We start from the raw sequence: 16,722 nt of genomic DNA, 5'->3' as shown, positions 1-16,722 counted from the left end.
CACCCTTGCCCGACCGTCCCCCAAGATTACCTGTTATCTAAAGTAACGTCTAGTCGACAAGGTGCTGACGGCGGGGCCGATCGGTAACCGGCGCGAAATTCGCCATTGGGATCTTGCACGAATGCATTCCGAATCATTGCGTCTGCGTGATGAATTCGGCACGCTCTGTGGGTAAGAGCCACGGCGCACACCATCGCGGCCGGGCCGGAGAGGACGACGACCCGATATGTCCGATGACGAAAAGCAGATCCGGATCCTGATCGAGCGGTGGGCGGCGGCGGTGCATACCGGCGATCTGGCCGGGGTGCTCACCGATCACGCCGACGATATCGTGATGTTCGATGTGCCCCCGCCGAACGAAGGTGTGCGCGGCATCGACGCGTATCGGGATATCTGGCCCGGCTTCTTCGAATGGCAGGCATCGGGTGCAACCTTCGATATCGTCTCGCTGGAGGTAGCAGCGGGCGCGGACGTGGCATTCGCGCACGCACTGCTGCTGTGCGGCACGGCGGAGGATTTCGCCCGCGATCCGGCCAAGCGCCTGCGCATCACCTTCGGCCTGCGCAAACAGCACGGGCGCTGGTCTGTGATGCACGAACACCACTCCTTCCCCGACGACACCGCGGCACCCGAGGCCTGAGCTCGAGCCGGTTCGCTACGGTGGCATCGAGCGCAACGATGCAGCGAACGCCGGTGGCGTGGTGCACCGTTGCCGCGAATACGGCATCGAGTGCACCGGGAGTTCCACGTGAATCAGCCTGATAGCGAAGCCTTTTCGAACCATGCGGGCACCCGCCCCGCGGCCTGGTACGAGAACTGGACAGAGGTACCCGATTCGCCGTGGCGGGATCGGCCCGAGCCCGCCGGCGAACGCGAGTACCGCACACTCACCTATGAGCGCGACGGGCGCATCGCGCGCATTACCTTCAACCGCCCGGAGAAGGGCAATACGATCACCCCGGACACCCCGGTCGATCTCGCGCATGCGGTCGAGCGAGCCGATCTGGATCCGCGGGTGCACGTAATCCTGGTGTCAGGGCGCGGCAAGGGTTTCTGTGGCGGCTACGACCTGGATATGTTCGCCGAACAGGGCAGCCACGGTGTCGACGGCTCGATCGACACCACCGGCACCGTGGCCGATCCAGTGGTGCAGGCGGTCAATCACAATCCCTGGGGCACATGGGATCCGATGATCGACTACGCCATGATGAGTCGGTTCAACCGCGGTTTCGCCAGCCTCATGAACGCCGATAAGCCGACCGTCGCGAAATTGCACGGGTTCGCCATCGCGGGCGGCACCGATATCGCGCTCTACTCCGACCAGATCATCTGCGCCGACGACACCAAAATCGGCTACCCACCCACCCGTGTATGGGGCATTCCGGCGGCGGGTATGTGGGCGCATCGCCTCGGCGATCAGCGCGCGAAGCGGCTGCTGTTCACCGGTGACTGCATCAGCGGAAAGCAGGCCGAAGATTGGGGCCTCGCGGTCGAATCGTGTCCGGCCGATGAACTCGACGAACGCGCCGAGGCATTGGTGGCTCGCATCGCGCGGATGCCGATCAACCAGCTGATGATGGCCAAACTGGCGCTCAATTCGGCGCTGCATTCGCAGGGCGTGACGAATTCCGCGATGATCAGCACGGTATTCGACGGGATCTCGCGGCACACGCGCGAGGGCTACGCATTCCAACTGCGTTCGGCCACCGTAGGTTTCCGCGAGGCCGTGCGCGAACGCGACGAACCATACGGCGATTACAAGCGCGCCCAGTTCCGCGCCGAGGAATAACGCGCTCAGCGCGTGTAGCGGTGCTTCACCCCGACCGGGAAGTAGTCCGGATCGCCACTGGGGCGCAGCTCGACTGACGTTCGGGCGGAACGTAGTGCGCGCGTATTCGCTATTGCGGGCGCGGCAATTCGTCACGAATCGATTCGACCGGATCGTCTGATACTTCTTCAACGCGGTCGCCGAACGCGGCACCCGCTGCCACGATTGATACCGGAAACGGCGAGGTCGTGGCGCTCGATAGTTATTTTCGAGAACGGGAGGACTGGGGGATGTCGGATATGCGGGCGGGGTACGGGGTGCTCGGACCGGTGCAGTTGACGATCGACGGAGTGGCGCAACCGCTCGGCGGCGTCAAACAGCGCGCGGTACTGGCGTATCTGGTGGTCAATGCGAACCGGCCGGTGTCGACGGAGGCGCTGGCACAGGCGGTGTGGGAGGAAAATCCGCCGCCGGATATCCGGATCAGCCTGCATACCATCGTGTCGAATCTGCGAAAGCCGTTGCGGGATGCCGGACTCGATGCGCGCACGATCCTTTCGCGCGCCGGCACCGGATACCGGATCGCGGCGCCCGCGGACAGTTGCGATGTCCAGCGATTCCGTGCCCGCAGGGAATCCGGATTGCGGGCCATGGCCGCGGGCCGGTTCTCAGTGGCCAGCGAGGTGCTCTCCAACGCGCTCGACCAGTGGCGCGGCACCGCGCTGGCGGATCTGCAGGGACTCGGCTTCGCTGATGCCTTCGCCACCGCCCTGGACGACGAACGTATCGGGGCTGTCGAGGCCCGTGCCCAGGCCGAGATCGCGCAGGGGCGGGCCGATGGCGTGATCGCCGAATTGGCCGAATTGGCCGATAGGTATCCGCTGCGCGAACCGCTGTGGGAGCAGCTGATCACCGCGCTGTATGTGAACGGGCGACAGAGCGACGCACTCGAGGCGCTGCGCCGATTGCGGGTGACGCTCGCCGATGAGCTCGGGATCGATCCGGTTGCCTCGATTCGCGAACTCGAAGCCAAGATGCTGCGGCAGGAACCGCTGACCCCGCCCGCCGATGCCGTCGCATCCGCACTGCGCGCCACCACCGTCGTCGATCTGATAGCGCCTGAATCCCAAGCGTACCTGCGGGATTCGAGCGGGCAGACCTTCCCGATCACCAGCCCGTTCACCCGTATCGGCCGCCTGCCCGACAACGACATCGTGCTCGACGACGGCAAGGTCAGCCGCCATCACGCCGTGATCGTCAGCAATGGGGTGACATGCGTGCTGAAGGATTTGTTGTCCTCCAACGGTGTGTTCGTCGGCGGGATTCGGGTCATCGACGGCGCCGCGCTCACCGATGGTGTGACGATCCGCATCGGCGCTACCGAATTCACCTTCGGTGTCATGCCGCCCAACTAGCTGACGTGCTTATCGAACCAGTCCACCAGTTGGGCTTCGGTTTTCGGTCCGGGGAGCGGGTTTCCCGGTATCAGCGTGCAGAACTGGGCGAGCATGCGGGTAGCGGAGTGTACGGCCACCAGGCACGTCCGGGGGCCGATGTCCGGTTCGTTGTCCACGAAGCAGAAGAATCGGCCGACTTCTTGGCCCCCGCTGCGCCACACGTCGTCGGCGCCCCCGCCGTGGCAACTGTGTCCGCCGAGGACCCCGACATCGGCGCGGTACAGGGTATCGGCCGACTGGGCGTCCGGGAATCCGAAGAAGAGGGCGGACGGATAGTCGGACGGCGTACTGCACGCGATGGCCGCGATCACCGTGCCGCCGGGCGGCGGCACGTGCCCACAGTTCCCCGGGCCGAAGGCACTGCCGAGTCGCCCGAGGAGGTCGCGGTCCTCGGGTGTGAAGAAGTCCGGGTCGCGAGCGGCTTCAGCGGTCAGGAACTGGTTGGGCATGGACTTCGCCATGTAGTCGCGCATCGGCTCGTCGCTGGGCGCAGGCCAGATGAAGAAGGCCAGCGCCAGCTGGGTCTCATCGGTCAGTAGCAGGGATGGTTTCGGCGCGTTGGGTGCCTCGGCGCGGTTGGCTATGCACGCCTTGCGACCGATCTCCTTGCCCTCGTACATCACCGGGCCGTCCGCCCCGGCGGGGTCGCTCGGGCAGTTCGTGGCGTGGAAGGTGCGGACCAGGAGGTTGTAGTAGTCGCGCAATGCGTCGATATTGCGAAAACGCATGTATCGGACCGCCGACTCACTGGCGGCGGGGTTGTCCGGGCAGAAGATGACCGCGACGGTGGTTGAGGCGTCGGGCTGCTCGTGTTGGCAGGTGGATCGTTTGCGGCCGGTCTGTGCGACGATCTTCAGCAGATCGATATCCGCGTCGCGCAATGCGGTGGCGTCGGCGACCGCGGTGCCCTTGCGATCTCCGAGCAAGGTCCAGGCTCCGAAACCGGCCCCAGCGGCGATCACGGCGGCGAGTGCCAGGACGAGGGCGGTCAGCACACGCCGTCGGCGGCGCGGTTCGGCGACAGTGGGTCCCCGGGTATCGTGTGTCTCGGCCTCGGGCTGCTCAACGTCGGATCGCTGCGTACCGGGATTCCGGACAACGGATGACAGATCGTCACGAGTCGCGATATCGGGTGAACCGACTTGTCCTGCTTCACTATTCGAGGTTCGTCCGTCGGTATCGGATACCGCGTTGCGTCCTTCGGTAACCGCGCCCGCACTCGTCAGTGCGGCCTCCGCCGCATGCGCGAGGTCCCCCGCCGCCCGGTAGCGTTCGCGCGCGTCCTTGGCCATGCCGTGCTCGATGACGGTATCGAGCGCGGGCGTCACATCAGGCCGATTCGTACTCGGTCGCGGCACCGGTTCGAACAAATGCGCGCTGATGATCTCGGCGTCGGTGCTGCCCCGATACGGCCGTGCACCGGTGAGGCATTCGTAGAGCACGCACGCCAGGGAGTAGACATCGACCGCGGGCGTGGCGTGCTCGGCGCGGAACCGCTCCGGCGCCATATAGCTGAACGAACCGATCACCGCGCCGTGTGTGGTCAGCCCCTGATCTGCATCCGAGTGCGCGATACCGAAGTCGACCAGGTAGGCGAAACCATCCGGGGTGAGCAGAATATTGTCCGGTTTGACATCACGGTGGACCAGCCCTTCGGCGTGTGCGGCATCCAATGCCGAGGCGATCTGCCGGATCACCGCCACCGCCCGCGGTGCGGGCATCGGCCCCTCACTCCGCAATACCGACGGCAGGCTGGCACCGTCCACCAGGCGCATGTCGATGTAGAGGCGGCCGTCGATCTCGCCGTAATCGTGAATCGGGATGACATGCGGTTCGCGCAGTCGCGCGGCGGCATCGGCCTCGCGCTGGAACCGCTCGCGGTACCCCTCGTCCTGCGCGAGGCGTTCCAGGAGCACCTTGATCGCCACACTGCGGCGCTTGCGCAGGTCGTAGGCCTCGTAGACCTCGCCCATGCCGCCGCGCCCGATCAGTTGATCCAACCGATAGTGCCCGAAAATCGAGCCCATGGTCAGTGGCTGGCGCTGGCTCGTCATCTCGTCCTCCGCGATGCAGACCGGAGCCGTTCGCTGTCGGTTAACTGTAAGGTCGGCGATCGGCTTTTCGCGCCGCCTGCGGAAATGTTTCGCCTGATTGATCTTCGCCGTGCCCGGTTTGGTTAACCGCCGACGCTGTCGCGCGGCCGATCGAGCGTCGACGATAGAGTCATGGGATGACCTGGACCGTCGGATTCGACCTCGATATGACACTGATCGACTCCCGACCGGGTGTGCGCAAAGCGATCGAGCAATTGGCCACCGAGTTCGACCTGCCGTTGCGCGGGGCCGAATTAGCCGACCGACTCGGCCCCCCACTGGCGATGCTGCTGGCCGACGTCGGTGCGCCCGAGGAGCTCATTCCGGCACTCGTGTCCCGCTACCGCGAGATCTATCCATCGATCGTGCCCTACATTCCGGCCATGCCGGGGGCCGATGCCGCACTGGATGCCGTCCGTGCGCGCGGCGGACGGGTGCTCATCGTGACCGGCAAGCACGAACCGCTGGCCCGACTGCACGTCACCGAGCTCGGGTGGCGAATCGATGAGGTGGTCGGTGATCTCTGGTCCGACGGCAAGGCGGCGGCATTGCGAGAGCATGGCGCGGACCTGTTCGTCGGCGATCACGAGGGCGATATGCGCGGGGCGCGGGCGGCGGGTGTGTACGCGCTCGGGGTCATGACCGGGCCCTGCGATGCCGACGAATTGCGCACGGCGGGAGCTGATTTCGTCTTGGGTGAGCTGACCGAATTCCCGGACTGGTTGGCCGCGCGCTAGCCCGCCGCACCCTCCAGCGTCTCAAACCGTAACGACAACCCGTCCAGCAACGCACGCAATCCGGTCTCGAAGGCGGCGTCATCGATATCGCGCTGCCGTCCCGATAGCAGATGCGCCTCGTCCAGGTGCGGATAATTCCCGCGATAGACCGCCGCGTCCTCCGGGAATCCACCAGCGAACGACCCCAGCGTCGACCCGGTGACGAAGAACCGCATCAGCGCCCCCACCTGGGTGGCTTCCCTTCGGGGCCAACCCGCCGCCACCAGACCTCCGAAGACCGCATCGGCCTGCCGCAAGGCATTCGGGCGTCGACCCATGCCCTGATTGAGGGCGGGTACGACCTTCGGATGCGCCGCCAGGGCCGCCCGATACGACCTGGCCCAATCGCGTAGTGCCACACGCCAATCCGAGATGTTGGTGAACATGGACAGATCGATCTCGCCGAGTACGGCATCGATCATCGCGTCCAGCAGATCGTCCTTGGTGGCCACATGGTTGTAGAGCGATGGGCCCTGCACCCCGAGTTCGGCGGCGAGTCGACGGATCGAAACCGCCTCCAGACCTTCGGCATCCACCAGATCCAGCGCGGCCGCCACGATGCGGGCGCGACTGAGCAAGGGGCGGCGGGGCCTTCCCACGAAAACCTCCTGGTCGATCGATCCAGTATCACACGGTGGATACCCACAACATCAAACTTGCATCGTTAGTTTATCGAGGGTTAGCATACGAGAAACTTTCGCCGTTAGTTTTCCTGCCCGGAGTCGCGATGAACCTGGAACTGTCCGACGAACAGGCCGCCGCCCAGCGCTTGGCCGCCGAATTCGTCGACCGCGAGATCGCGCCGCATGCGACGGAGTGGGACCGGACTGAATCCGTCGATATCGCGATCGTGTCCAAACTGGGCGAAGTCGGCTTTCTCGGCCTGACCATTCCCGAGGAGTACGGCGGCAGCGGTGGCGACCATCTCACCTACTGTCTGGTGCTGGAGGAACTCGGCCGCGGCGACTCCGCGGTGCGCGGAATCGTCTCGGTCTCTTTGGGTTTGGTCACCAAGTCGATCAACCACTACGGCACTGAGGAGCAGAAGCGTACCTGGCTGCCGCGCCTGACTTCGGGCACCGCACTCGGCTGCTTCGGCCTCACCGAACCCGGAACCGGTTCCGATGCCGCGCAATTGCGCACCCGCGCGGTCCGCGATGGTGACGACTGGGTGCTGTCCGGGACCAAGATGTTCATCACCAACGGCACCTGGGCCGATATCGCCCTCATTTTCGCGCGCACCGGCGGTGCGGGACATCGCGGCATCACCGCATTCCTGGTCCCGACCGACTCCCCCGGTTTCACCGCCCGAACCATCCACGGCAAGCTCGGATTGCGCGGACAGGCCACCGCCGAAATCGTGCTCGACGGCGTACGGGTTCCCGACAGCGCCCGATTGCACGATGAGGGCAAGGGTTTCACCGTCGCGATGGCGGCACTGGCCAAGGGCCGAATGTCGGTGGCCGCCGGTTGTGTCGGTATCGCGCAAGCCTGCCTGGACGCCGCGGTCGGATATGCCACCGAGCGCGAACAATTCGGCAAGCCGATCGCCGGGCATCAGCTGGTGCAGGAGTTGCTCGCCGATATCGCCCTCGATGTGGATGCGGCCCGGCTGCTGGTGTGGCGGGTCGCCGACCTGATCGACCGCGGTGCCGAATTCGCCATCGAATCGTCGAAGGCCAAATTGTTCGCCAGCGAGGCCGCGGTACGCGCGGCCGATCGGGCGCTACAGGTCTTCGGCGGTTACGGCTATATCGACGAATTCCCTGTCGGCAAATATCTACGCGATGCCAAGGTGATGACCCTGTACGAGGGCACAAGCCAGATCCAGAAGCTACTGATCGGTCGTGCGCTGACCGGCGTGAGCGCATTCTGATGGGCGCCGTAGCGAACTCTCGAGGAGGACTTTCGATGACCAGATTCACCGACCGGGTCGCCGTCGTCACCGGCGCGGCACAGGGTATCGGCGCGGCCACCGCGCAGTTGCTCGCCGCCCAAGGCGCGCAGGTCGCAGTGCTCGACCGCAATGCACCTGAGGACACCGCCGCGCAAATCGTCGCGGCGGGCGGCACGGCCCGCGGTTATGTCTGCGATGTCACCGATCGCGCCTCGGTGGAATCCGTATTCGCTGATATCGCAATAGTTTTCGGCGGGCCGCACATTCTGGTCAACAATGCGGGCATCACCCGCGACGATCTGTTCTTCCGGCTCTCCGAGGACGACTGGAATGCGGTGCTCGCGGTCAATCTGACCGGTGCATTCCACTGCACCCAGGCGGCCCAGGAGTACATGGTCGCCCAGCGCTACGGCAAGATCGTCTCGCTGTCCAGCCGCTCGGCGCTCGGCAATCGCGGTCAGGCGAATTATGCGGCCGCGAAGGCCGGGATACAGGGCCTGACCGCGACGCTCGCCCTCGAGCTCGGGCCATACAACGTCAATGTCAATGCCGTCGCGCCAGGCTACATTGCCACCGCGATGACGGCCGCGACCGCCGATCGGGTCGGGCTCACGGCCGAGGACCATCAGAAGGCCGCCGCCGAACGGACTCCGCTCGGTCGAGTGGGCCAGCCCGAGGAGGTCGCCGCGGTGATCGCGTTCTTGGCCAGTGATGAGGCGTCCTATGTGAGTGGCCAGACGTTGTATGTCAACGGCGGAGCGCGCTGAATCCCGGAGCGACAAGGTTGCAAGGTCGGGTGCTCACCACGGCACCCGGCCGACGCGGTTGAAGAAGCCGCCGGTGGGGCCGTCGGGACCGATGGTCGCGAGATGGACGATGGCGTCGGTGCCCTCGGTGACCGTTTGATGCCCTGAGTTTCCGTTCAAATCCGTTGCGGTGTAACCAGGATCGGCGGCATTGATTCGCATCTGCGGCAGTTCGCGCGAGTACTGCGTGGTGATCATGTTCAGCGCGGTCTTCGAGGAGGGATAGACCAGGCCGAGGATCTGCGATTCGATCCGGCTCGGATCGGACGTGATTGCGATCGAACCGATGCCGCTGGACACCATCACGATGCGTGGATTGGTGGCGGCACGCAATAGCGGAAGAAAAGCGTGGGTCGCCTGGACGGGCCCGAAAACATTGGTCTCGAAGACATTCCGGAAATCGGCGGCAACGGTGTCGGCGGGAGTGGCCCGCGTGCCTCCGATACCGGCATTGTTGATCAGCACATCCAGGTGCGGCGTCCGCGCCGCGATGGTTTCGGCGGCGACCGTGATCGATTCGACCGAAGTCACGTCCAACTGGACGAATTCGACATTCAATCCCTGTTCGGCGAGGTCGAACGCGGCCGCCTTACCGCGCTCCGCATCGCGAGCACCGAGGAATACCTGCCAGCCGAGTTCGGCCAGCCGCCGGACCGCCTCGCGGCCGATTCCCCTATTCGCCCCGGTCACCAGGGCTGTTGTCGTGTTGGTCATGACTCGAGCCTGGCCTGCCACCCGAATGTGGCTCCAGGGCCGCCAACTCCTGGGACCGGCAGTACCACCCCGGCACCCGCACGCTGCGGCATCATCGAGGCATGGATCGCGCCGAACTCGCCACGCTACTGCGGCAGGCCCGCGCCCGGGTGCGGCCGCGCGATGTCGGGCTGCCCAGTGGTTCGCGACGCCAGGTGCCGGGGCTGCGACGCGAGGAGGTCGCGCAACTGGCCGGTGTCAGCGTCGACTATGTGGTCCGGCTTGAACAGGGGCGGGGACCGCGACCGTCGGTGGCGGTGCTCGGCGCGCTCGCCCGCGCCCTACGGCTCGCGGATCCCGAACGCGATCTGCTGTTCCGGCTGGCCGGTTCCGCGCCACCGCAGGCGGGTCGCATCAACATGGTGGTGCGACCGAGCGTGCTGCGGCTGCTGGACCGCATGGCGGATCTGCCCGCACTGGTGATCTCCGCGAAGGCCGATGTGCTGGCCTGGAATCCGATGGCCGCCGCATTGCTCGGGGACTTCTCCGCATGGTCGCCCGCCCGACGCAACATCATCTGGCAGTCCTTCCTCGGCACCGAACCCTCCCGGGTGGTCTTCACCCCCGCCGAGGCCGAGGCGGCCGCCGAATCCTGGGTCAGCTCGCTGCGCAGCGCGAAGGCGGCCTATCCCGACGATCCCGACCTCGCTCGGCTCATCGCCGAACTACGTTCGCGCAGTGAGCGATTCGATCAGCTGTGGCGCGAAGGGAGCACCGGCAACTGGCGCAGCGCCACCAAGACCATCGATCACCCCGAGGTCGGGCGTTTGGTCCTGGATTGCGATGCGCTGTTCGTCCCCGACAGCGACCAGGCCGTAGTTGTGTACTCCGCGGGACCTGACACTCCTGCCGCCACAGCGCTGGAACTGCTCCGCATCACGGGCACGCAGCAGCTGAGCGAGCAGCGATAGCGCCGCGCTCGACGCGCGATTGGGCTTTGCGGTTGAAACGCCTGTGCTCGCATATCACGGCCAACGGGTGGTCGGTCGGCTCGACTTCCACGGTCGGACGAACACCAACGGCTTGACTGTGCACCTTGTTATCCGGAGAACTCGTCGGCCAGGGTGTTCCAGAACATGAGTTCGTAGTTCTGGAAGAGTCTGGCATACAAGTGTGCCTCGTTCGGATTCAATCGTCCGGAGTCGAGTCCGGCCTGGATTGCGGCGAAGGCCCGCTGTTCGGCTTCGGGGGCGGCGTCGGCGGCGAAGAAGTCGAAGAATGCGCAGGCCGGGTCGTCGAAGTCGTAGTGCGCGCGCATGCCTTCGGCGACGGCACGGCAGTAGCGGCCGAATGCGGCGACGTTCGCGTAGATGCCCGCCGCAGCGGCGGAGGGCTCGGCGTTGAGCGCCAACCAGGCGACGTAGGCCGGGTAGGCCTGACAACCCGCTCTGGGCAGCTCCATGCCCTGGTCTGGTCCAACTGCCGCCATGAGCGCGTCCAACAGGGCTAGCGCCTGCTGCTCGCCCGGTGGGAGTCCGTCGAGGAATGCTCTGACGTGCGGTTCGTCCTCTCGTGCCGCCATGGCGTGGAAGCTGCGCCAGTCGCTGCTGGTGATGCGTTGCTCCTCGGCGGCGATCGCGGCGAAGACCGCGCGCGGTGCTTTGCCGACCGAGATAAGCGGAACCATGCGGTTGTCGTTGTCGTGCGGGGCCAGCTCGGCTTGGATCCCGTCGAGCAGGTCACAAGCGGTAAGGGTCATCGGAACCTCCCTGGGGAATGCTTCCATTCAAGCGCTGTTGGCCCGCCCGCGACAGGTGTTCAATCGCCGTGCTCGGCATCCCAGCGTCGGCGGGCGTAAGCGATGCGGTCCTTATGATCGCGCGACCAGTCGGCCAGTCCGCCGATCGCCGCGGCAAGGCTCTGGCCGGTCTCGGTGAGCCGGTATTCGACCTGCGGCGGAATCGTCGGATACGCGATCCGCTCCACCATGCCGTCGCGGCACAGCCGCTTGGTGGTCAGTGTCAGCATCCGCTGTGAAATGCCGGGAACCGCCCGCTCCAACTCGCGGAAACGCCGCACCCCTTTACTCAATTCGACGATCACCAATACCGTCCACCGATCCCCCAACCGGTCGAGCACATCGCGGATGCCACAGTCGTCATCGCCACAGGGCCCATCGGGAATAGTGCCCGCGACCTGCGCGGTGACCGCGGTGTTCGTGACCGACATGAAAGTGCCTCCTTATGCCGCGCTTCGCGGCCGCCGATGCTGGGACGAATCCAGCAACTACAACAATCGGGAGCGTTGCGATGATCCTGGTAACCGGTATCTCCGGAGCCCTCGGCAGCCTCGTCCACCAAGGCCTGTCCACCCTCGACGGACTGACAGTAGCGGGGGGCAGCCGCTCCGGTGACGACACCACCACGCGCCGAATCGATTTCGACGACCCGGCAACGCTGCCCGCGGGACTGCGGGATGTCGATGTCCTCGTCCTGATTTCGGCCGGATATGCCGAAGACGATGTGGTGTTGGCCCGGCACGGTGCGGTGATCGACGCCGCAGCGGCAGCCGGGGTCCGGCACGTGATCTACACCAGTCTCGCGGGTTCCGGCGATCTGATGACGATTGCGCTGCCGCACCGCTGGACCGAAAAGCGTTTGGCCGCCGCACCATTCGACGTCACGATCCTGCGCAACGGACTCTACGCGGAGGTGCCGGTCGGGCTCGCCGTCGCCGGTGCCGTCGCCTCGGCTGAGTCCGGGGTATTCGCCGCCGCATTCGGCACCGGTCGAATCTCGGTGGTGGCACGGGAGGATCTGGCCGAGGTCGCCGTACGGGTGGCCGCGGAGACCGAGCGCGATCTGACCGCAGGACGGCGTAGCAGGCATGCGGACAAGGTGTACGAGTTGGAAGGCGTGACCGCGGTCGGTGGTGCGGATATCGCGGAGATTCTGAACGAATCCCTCGGCAGCCCGGTGCGATACGTGCCCGTCTCACTCGCAGACATGCGAGATATGTTGCAGGGCATCGGGTTGGAGCCGTATCAAATCACGCATACGCTCTCGTTGTTCGCGAATCTCGGTGCCGGACTCCTCGAAGCATCGAAATCCGACCTACACGACCTGCTTCCGCGCGCACCACGTGACGTTCGGGAGCTCATCACCGACGCGGTGCGGACGGTCGGGTACCAGTCCGCATCAGTGAACGCGGCGCGCTGAGCCGAAGCGTCGATGGCCACAACGACGGACCGAGGCGGCCCCTCCGCGCCGGGCGGACGCACGTTCCCGCGGCCCTGTTCCTAATTCGGTGGCGCGTGCTTCGGTCCCGAATAGGCTCGGATAGATGCGCTTGCTCGTGCCGTACCACCTCGATGAATACCGGCCGGAGATGGATGTTCCGATCACCCCGGACGCGGTGGTCACGGCCGAGTTGCCGGATGTCGATGATCCATGGGCGCGGATGGCCGTGCTCTATGACGCGGTGGCGGACCGGGTTGCGGAGTCCGCGATTCGCGGTGAACGTGCGATCGTCGCCTCCGGCGACTGCACCACCGCCCTCGGCACGGTGGCCGGATTACAAAGGGCCGGATTGGATCCCGCGCTCGTCTGGTTCGACGCGCACGGTGATGTGCAAACCCTCGAGACCTCCGCATCCGGCTACCTCGGCGGCTTCCCGCTGCGCATGCTGGTCGGCTACGGGCGTCACCTCATAGCCGACCGAATCGGCTTGCGCGCCATCCCCGAACAGCGCGCCGTCCTGGTCGGCGGCCGCGACCTCGACCCACCGGAAGCCGAATACCTGCGCGCCGCGCAGATCCGGCACCGCCCGGTCGACGACCTCGGCGACCTGCCGGACGGCCCGCTCTACCTTCATGTCGACTTCGATGTAGTTACCCCGGAGGATCTCCCGGGCCTACTCTTCCCTGCCCCCAACGGCCCCACACTGGCCGACGTCTCAGCGTCCATACGAGCCGTTTTGGCCACCGGCCGAGTAGCCGCCTTCGGCCTCGCGTGCACGTGGCGCGACGACGCCTCCGCCGCCGCGCACGTCCGCCCGCTCGTTGATTCCGCCTGACCCCTACCCGGCGGCCTTGTACTTTCGCAGGTACTCCCCGGTGAGAGAGGTCGGGTGGGTCAGCAATTCGGCGGGAGTTCCGGTGAAGACGATTTCGCCGCCGTCCTTGCCGCCGTCGGGGCCCAGATCGATCACCCAGTCGGAATGGGCGACCACATCGAGGTTGTGTTCGATTACCACTACGGTGTTGCCGCGGTCGACCAAGCCGTCCATCAGAGCCAGCAAGGTGTCCACATCCGACATGTGCAGGCCGGTGGTCGGTTCGTCGAGAACGTAGACGGTGCCGGTGTTCTGGAGTTGGGTTGCCAGTTTGATGCGTTGGCGTTCGCCGCCGGAGAGGGTGCTCATGGCCTGACCGAGGCTGAGATAGTCCAGACCCACTTCGTTCATCGTCCGCAGCTTTGCCGACAGTGCCTTTTCGGTGAAGAATCCGAGGGCTTCTTCGGCCGACATTGCCAGCACATCGGCAATCGACTTGCCGCGCAAGGTCAATGCCAGCACCTCGTCGGAGAACCGGCGTCCGTCACAGGCATCGCAGTGGGTGGTGACCGGGTCCATGTAGGCGACCTCGGTAATGATCACACCGCGCCCCTCGCACTGCTTACATGCTCCGGTCGAGTTGAAACTGAACAGGCCCGGCGACTCCCCCGTCGCCTTGGCGAACAGCTTCCTGATCGGATCCATCAGGCCCAGATACGTTGCGGGCGTGGACCGCGACGATGCCCCGATCGCCGACTGGTCGACGAAGATCGCATCCGGATGCTCCCGGACGAACACATCGCGAATGAGGCTGCTCTTGCCGGAACCGGCCACACCGGTGATCGAGGTGAGAATGCCTGTCGGCACCGCGACGGTCACATCTTTCAGGTTGTGCACATTCGCATGCTCGATGAGCAACGAGCCGTTCGACTTACGAAAGGTGTCCTTGACCGTGAACGGCCTGCGCAATCCCGCACCCGTCGGCGTATCCGCGGCCCGCAGCTCGGCGAAGGTGCCCTCGAATACCACCTGCCCACCGTGCAGACCGGCGCGCGGCCCGACATCGACGATGTGGTCGGCGATCTGGATGACATCCGGATCGTGCTCGACCACCAGCACCGTATTGCCCTTGTCCCGCAGTGCCTTCAGTAGGTTGTTCAACCGGCCTACGTCACGCGGATGCAATCCGACGCTCGGTTCGTCGAATACATAGGTCATCCCGATCAGCGTGCTCGACAGGTGTTTGATCATCTTGAGCCGCTGCCCCTCACCGCCGGACAGGGTGGAGGTCGGCCGATCCAGACTCAGATAACCGAGTCCGATATCGCTCACCCGCTGCAGCGCGGTCCGGATCGCGGCGGCCAGTCCGAGCGCGGCCGGATCGCTGATCGCATCGAGTACCGTCATCAGATCGGTGATCTGCAGTCCGGACCAGTCGGCAATATTGCGGCCATCGATCTTCGTGGCCAATGCCGCTTCGTTGAGCCGAGCACCACGGCAGGTCGCGCAGACACCCTCGGTGAGGAATTTCTGCATCTGTTCGCGCGTCTTCTCGCTGAGCGTTGTGGTGTCGCGCTGCAATCGGGTGCGGGTGAATTTGGCCGCCAGCCCTTCGTAATTCGCCTTCCAGGTGCCCTTGGCGAAGGTCAGCTCCACCTTGCCGCCGGTGCCGTAGAGCAGGTCGGTGAACTCGTCCTCGTCGTAATCGGCCAGTTTCTTATCCGGATCGAAGCGCCCGGATTTGCCGTACATCTGCCACTCGCCGCTGTCCACCGCATAACCGGGCAGCAGAATCGCACCCTCGCTCAGCGATTTGCTCCGGTCCACCAACCGATCCGGATCGGCCCGCACCGTGACCCCGAGTCCATCGCAGTCCGGGCACATGCCCTGCGGCACATTGAACGAGTAGTTGTATACGAATCCGGCTGAGGGCGAACCGAATCGGGCGAACATCGCCCGCACCATCGAGTAGATATCGGTCATCGTCCCGACGGTCGAGCGCGGCCCACCGCCCACGGGCTGCTGGTCGATGATGACCGGAGCCGTCAAGTGCTCGATCGCCTCGGCGTGCGGCCGCTCATAGCGCGGTAGGAAGTTGAGAATGAATGCCGGGAATGTCGCATACAGCTGACGCTGGGACTCCACGGCAATCGTGTCGAAAACGATCGACGATTTGCCCGACCCGGAGACGCCGGTAAAGACGGTGATCTTGTTCTTGGGGATTTCCAACGAGACATTGCGCAGGTTGTGCTCACGGGCACCGAGCACGCGGATGACATCCGTGGCGACGACGGAATCGGCGAAAGGCATGTCGCCCACCATGCCAGGCCCCACCGACAAAATGCCCGACGGAACGTGATGTAGATCACAGTAATGCAGAATGCGCATGAACCGTCAATTCGGCCTTGACCAGCACAATCGTCGGCTGCCGCTGGGAAAGTCGAATGGCCCGACGGATTCCGTTGACGCTCTCGAATTTCGCCCATCTCATCGTCCGAGGAACAGGCGTTCGCACGGAAGACGCGGATAGCGGCTGGTGTCGCCGAGGTCGATGGTGACCGCGTCGGCGTAATGCCGCCGCTGGTGTTCGCGCGTGAATATCAGCGCGGCGGTAAGGCACGCGGCGTAGTCGAGGCGCACGCCGTGCAGGAACACGCTGAGGTGTACATCCGGTTCGTTGGGACGAGGCGAAACGTTCTCGAGGTCTCGGGGTTTCGTGCTCACGATTCCTCGAGGTCGCGAACATCGGTGGGCTGGATGGTGTTTGCGTCGGCTTTGTCCGGATCGGCGTCCGAGTCGCAAATCCATCCGTCCTCGTCGACCGGAACCAACGAGCCGTCCGCACCCTGAAATATCGGACGGCTGTCGATGGGAGCGAGGTCGAGTTTCTGCTGGGTGTCCTTATGGAAGTCGTCGAGCAGACGGCGCACGGATGGAGCTATCGGCGGGCCTGCCCACTCGCGGACCGCGGCCGCGACCTGCTCGACCAGTTCGGGCGGTGCGCCGCTGTACGCGACTGGCGGCCCGGTGAACGGATCTCGTTGTGGAAGTTCTCGTTTCGGCGTGGACATGCCGCAAGGGTGTGTCAAGTGCCGGTGTCGGGCGGGCCTCAATAGGCGAGCCGCATATATCTCCGCGAATCACCTGAGAACGGGCCAGTTCGGCACCTATGATCCTTC

General features: G+C 65.1%; 17 protein-coding genes. 9 read left to right on the top strand and 8 right to left on the bottom strand.

What is annotated here, in order from left to right; all coding sequences use genetic code 11:
- Positions 1 to 226: 226 nt before the first annotated feature.
- From AB0J47_RS26355 to AB0J47_RS26345, 3 genes are all read left to right on the top strand, one after another.
- Positions 227 to 640 carry an SgcJ/EcaC family oxidoreductase gene (locus AB0J47_RS26355; RefSeq protein WP_364351296.1) on the top strand — a complete coding sequence of 138 codons (414 nt, stop codon included), beginning with the start codon at positions 227 to 229 and terminating at the stop codon, positions 638 to 640.
- Positions 641 to 748: 108 nt separating this feature from the next.
- Positions 749 to 1,789, top strand: a complete 1,041-nt coding sequence (locus tag AB0J47_RS26350) for a crotonase/enoyl-CoA hydratase family protein (protein ID WP_364351293.1) — start codon at positions 749 to 751, stop codon at positions 1,787 to 1,789.
- Between the two features lie 269 nt (positions 1,790 to 2,058).
- The gene (locus AB0J47_RS26345) at positions 2,059 to 3,183 is read left to right on the top strand and encodes a BTAD domain-containing putative transcriptional regulator (protein WP_364351290.1); all 1,125 of its coding nucleotides are present in this window, start codon (positions 2,059 to 2,061) and stop codon (positions 3,181 to 3,183) included.
- On the opposite strand, the gene AB0J47_RS26340 is transcribed toward AB0J47_RS26345, so the two are convergent.
- A complete protein-coding gene (locus AB0J47_RS26340) occupies positions 3,180 to 5,279 on the bottom strand; it encodes a serine/threonine-protein kinase (RefSeq protein WP_364351287.1) in 2,100 nt (699 codons plus the stop codon). The genes AB0J47_RS26345 and AB0J47_RS26340 overlap by 4 nt on opposite strands.
- Before the next feature lie 176 nt (positions 5,280 to 5,455).
- Between AB0J47_RS26340 and AB0J47_RS26335 the strand changes: the two genes are divergently transcribed.
- The gene (locus AB0J47_RS26335; RefSeq protein ID WP_364351284.1) at positions 5,456 to 6,055 is read left to right on the top strand and encodes an HAD family hydrolase; all 600 of its coding nucleotides are present in this window, start codon (positions 5,456 to 5,458) and stop codon (positions 6,053 to 6,055) included.
- Here the strand turns inward: AB0J47_RS26335 and AB0J47_RS26330 are convergent.
- The gene (locus tag AB0J47_RS26330; protein ID WP_364351281.1) at positions 6,052 to 6,693 is read right to left on the bottom strand and encodes a TetR/AcrR family transcriptional regulator C-terminal domain-containing protein; all 642 of its coding nucleotides are present in this window, start codon (positions 6,691 to 6,693) and stop codon (positions 6,052 to 6,054) included. The genes AB0J47_RS26335 and AB0J47_RS26330 overlap by 4 nt on opposite strands.
- A 128-nt stretch (positions 6,694 to 6,821) precedes the next feature.
- Between AB0J47_RS26330 and AB0J47_RS26325 the strand changes: the two genes are divergently transcribed.
- Positions 6,822 to 7,970, top strand: a complete 1,149-nt coding sequence (locus AB0J47_RS26325) for an acyl-CoA dehydrogenase family protein (RefSeq protein ID WP_364351278.1) — start codon at positions 6,822 to 6,824, stop codon at positions 7,968 to 7,970.
- 35 nt (positions 7,971 to 8,005) lie between these two features.
- Positions 8,006 to 8,758, top strand: a complete 753-nt coding sequence (gene fabG / locus AB0J47_RS26320; RefSeq protein ID WP_364351275.1) for a 3-oxoacyl-ACP reductase FabG — start codon at positions 8,006 to 8,008, stop codon at positions 8,756 to 8,758.
- Positions 8,759 to 8,791: 33 nt separating this feature from the next.
- Here fabG and AB0J47_RS26315 read toward each other — a convergent pair whose 3' ends face one another.
- On the bottom strand, positions 8,792 to 9,511 hold the full coding sequence (locus tag AB0J47_RS26315; protein ID WP_364351273.1) for an SDR family oxidoreductase: 720 nt from the start codon (positions 9,509 to 9,511) through the stop codon (positions 8,792 to 8,794).
- A 101-nt stretch (positions 9,512 to 9,612) separates the two neighbouring features.
- Here AB0J47_RS26315 and AB0J47_RS26310 point away from each other — a divergent pair, with 101 nt between their 5' ends.
- Positions 9,613 to 10,461 carry a helix-turn-helix transcriptional regulator gene (locus AB0J47_RS26310; RefSeq protein WP_364351270.1) on the top strand — a complete coding sequence of 283 codons (849 nt, stop codon included), beginning with the start codon at positions 9,613 to 9,615 and terminating at the stop codon, positions 10,459 to 10,461.
- Between the two features lie 128 nt (positions 10,462 to 10,589).
- Here the strand turns inward: AB0J47_RS26310 and AB0J47_RS26305 are convergent, their stop codons facing one another.
- The gene (locus AB0J47_RS26305; protein WP_364351267.1) at positions 10,590 to 11,249 is read right to left on the bottom strand and encodes a hypothetical protein; all 660 of its coding nucleotides are present in this window, start codon (positions 11,247 to 11,249) and stop codon (positions 10,590 to 10,592) included.
- Between the two features lie 59 nt (positions 11,250 to 11,308).
- Entirely contained in the window at positions 11,309 to 11,719 is a 411-nt protein-coding gene (locus AB0J47_RS26300) for a helix-turn-helix domain-containing protein (RefSeq protein ID WP_364351264.1), read from the bottom strand.
- Between the two features lie 80 nt (positions 11,720 to 11,799).
- Here AB0J47_RS26300 and AB0J47_RS26295 point away from each other — a divergent pair, with 80 nt between their 5' ends.
- Both AB0J47_RS26295 and AB0J47_RS26290 read left to right on the top strand, forming a co-directional pair.
- A complete protein-coding gene (locus AB0J47_RS26295; protein ID WP_364351261.1) occupies positions 11,800 to 12,708 on the top strand; it encodes an NAD(P)H-binding protein in 909 nt (302 codons plus the stop codon).
- 124 nt (positions 12,709 to 12,832) lie between these two features.
- On the top strand, positions 12,833 to 13,564 hold the full coding sequence (locus AB0J47_RS26290; protein WP_364351258.1) for an arginase family protein: 732 nt from the start codon (positions 12,833 to 12,835) through the stop codon (positions 13,562 to 13,564).
- 3 nt (positions 13,565 to 13,567) lie between these two features.
- Here the strand turns inward: AB0J47_RS26290 and AB0J47_RS26285 are convergent, their stop codons facing one another.
- From AB0J47_RS26285 to AB0J47_RS26275, 3 genes are all read right to left on the bottom strand, one after another.
- Entirely contained in the window at positions 13,568 to 15,853 is a 2,286-nt protein-coding gene (locus AB0J47_RS26285) for an excinuclease ABC subunit UvrA (RefSeq protein WP_364351255.1), read from the bottom strand.
- 177 nt (positions 15,854 to 16,030) lie between these two features.
- Positions 16,031 to 16,267 (bottom strand): hypothetical protein, encoded by a 237-nt coding sequence (locus AB0J47_RS26280; RefSeq protein WP_364351252.1) that lies wholly within the window; start codon positions 16,265 to 16,267, stop codon positions 16,031 to 16,033.
- On the bottom strand, positions 16,264 to 16,614 hold the full coding sequence (locus tag AB0J47_RS26275; protein WP_364351249.1) for a hypothetical protein: 351 nt from the start codon (positions 16,612 to 16,614) through the stop codon (positions 16,264 to 16,266). Before AB0J47_RS26275 ends, AB0J47_RS26280 begins: the two co-directional genes overlap by 4 nt.
- Between the last annotated feature and the right edge of the window lie 108 nt (positions 16,615 to 16,722).

Origin of the sequence: Nocardia sp. NPDC049737, assembly GCF_040674755.1 — a bacterium.
GTDB lineage: Bacteria > Actinomycetota > Actinomycetes > Mycobacteriales > Mycobacteriaceae > Nocardia.
The sequence above is the reverse complement of the archived record's forward strand: the minus strand, read 5'-3'. Positions and strand labels throughout refer to the sequence as shown.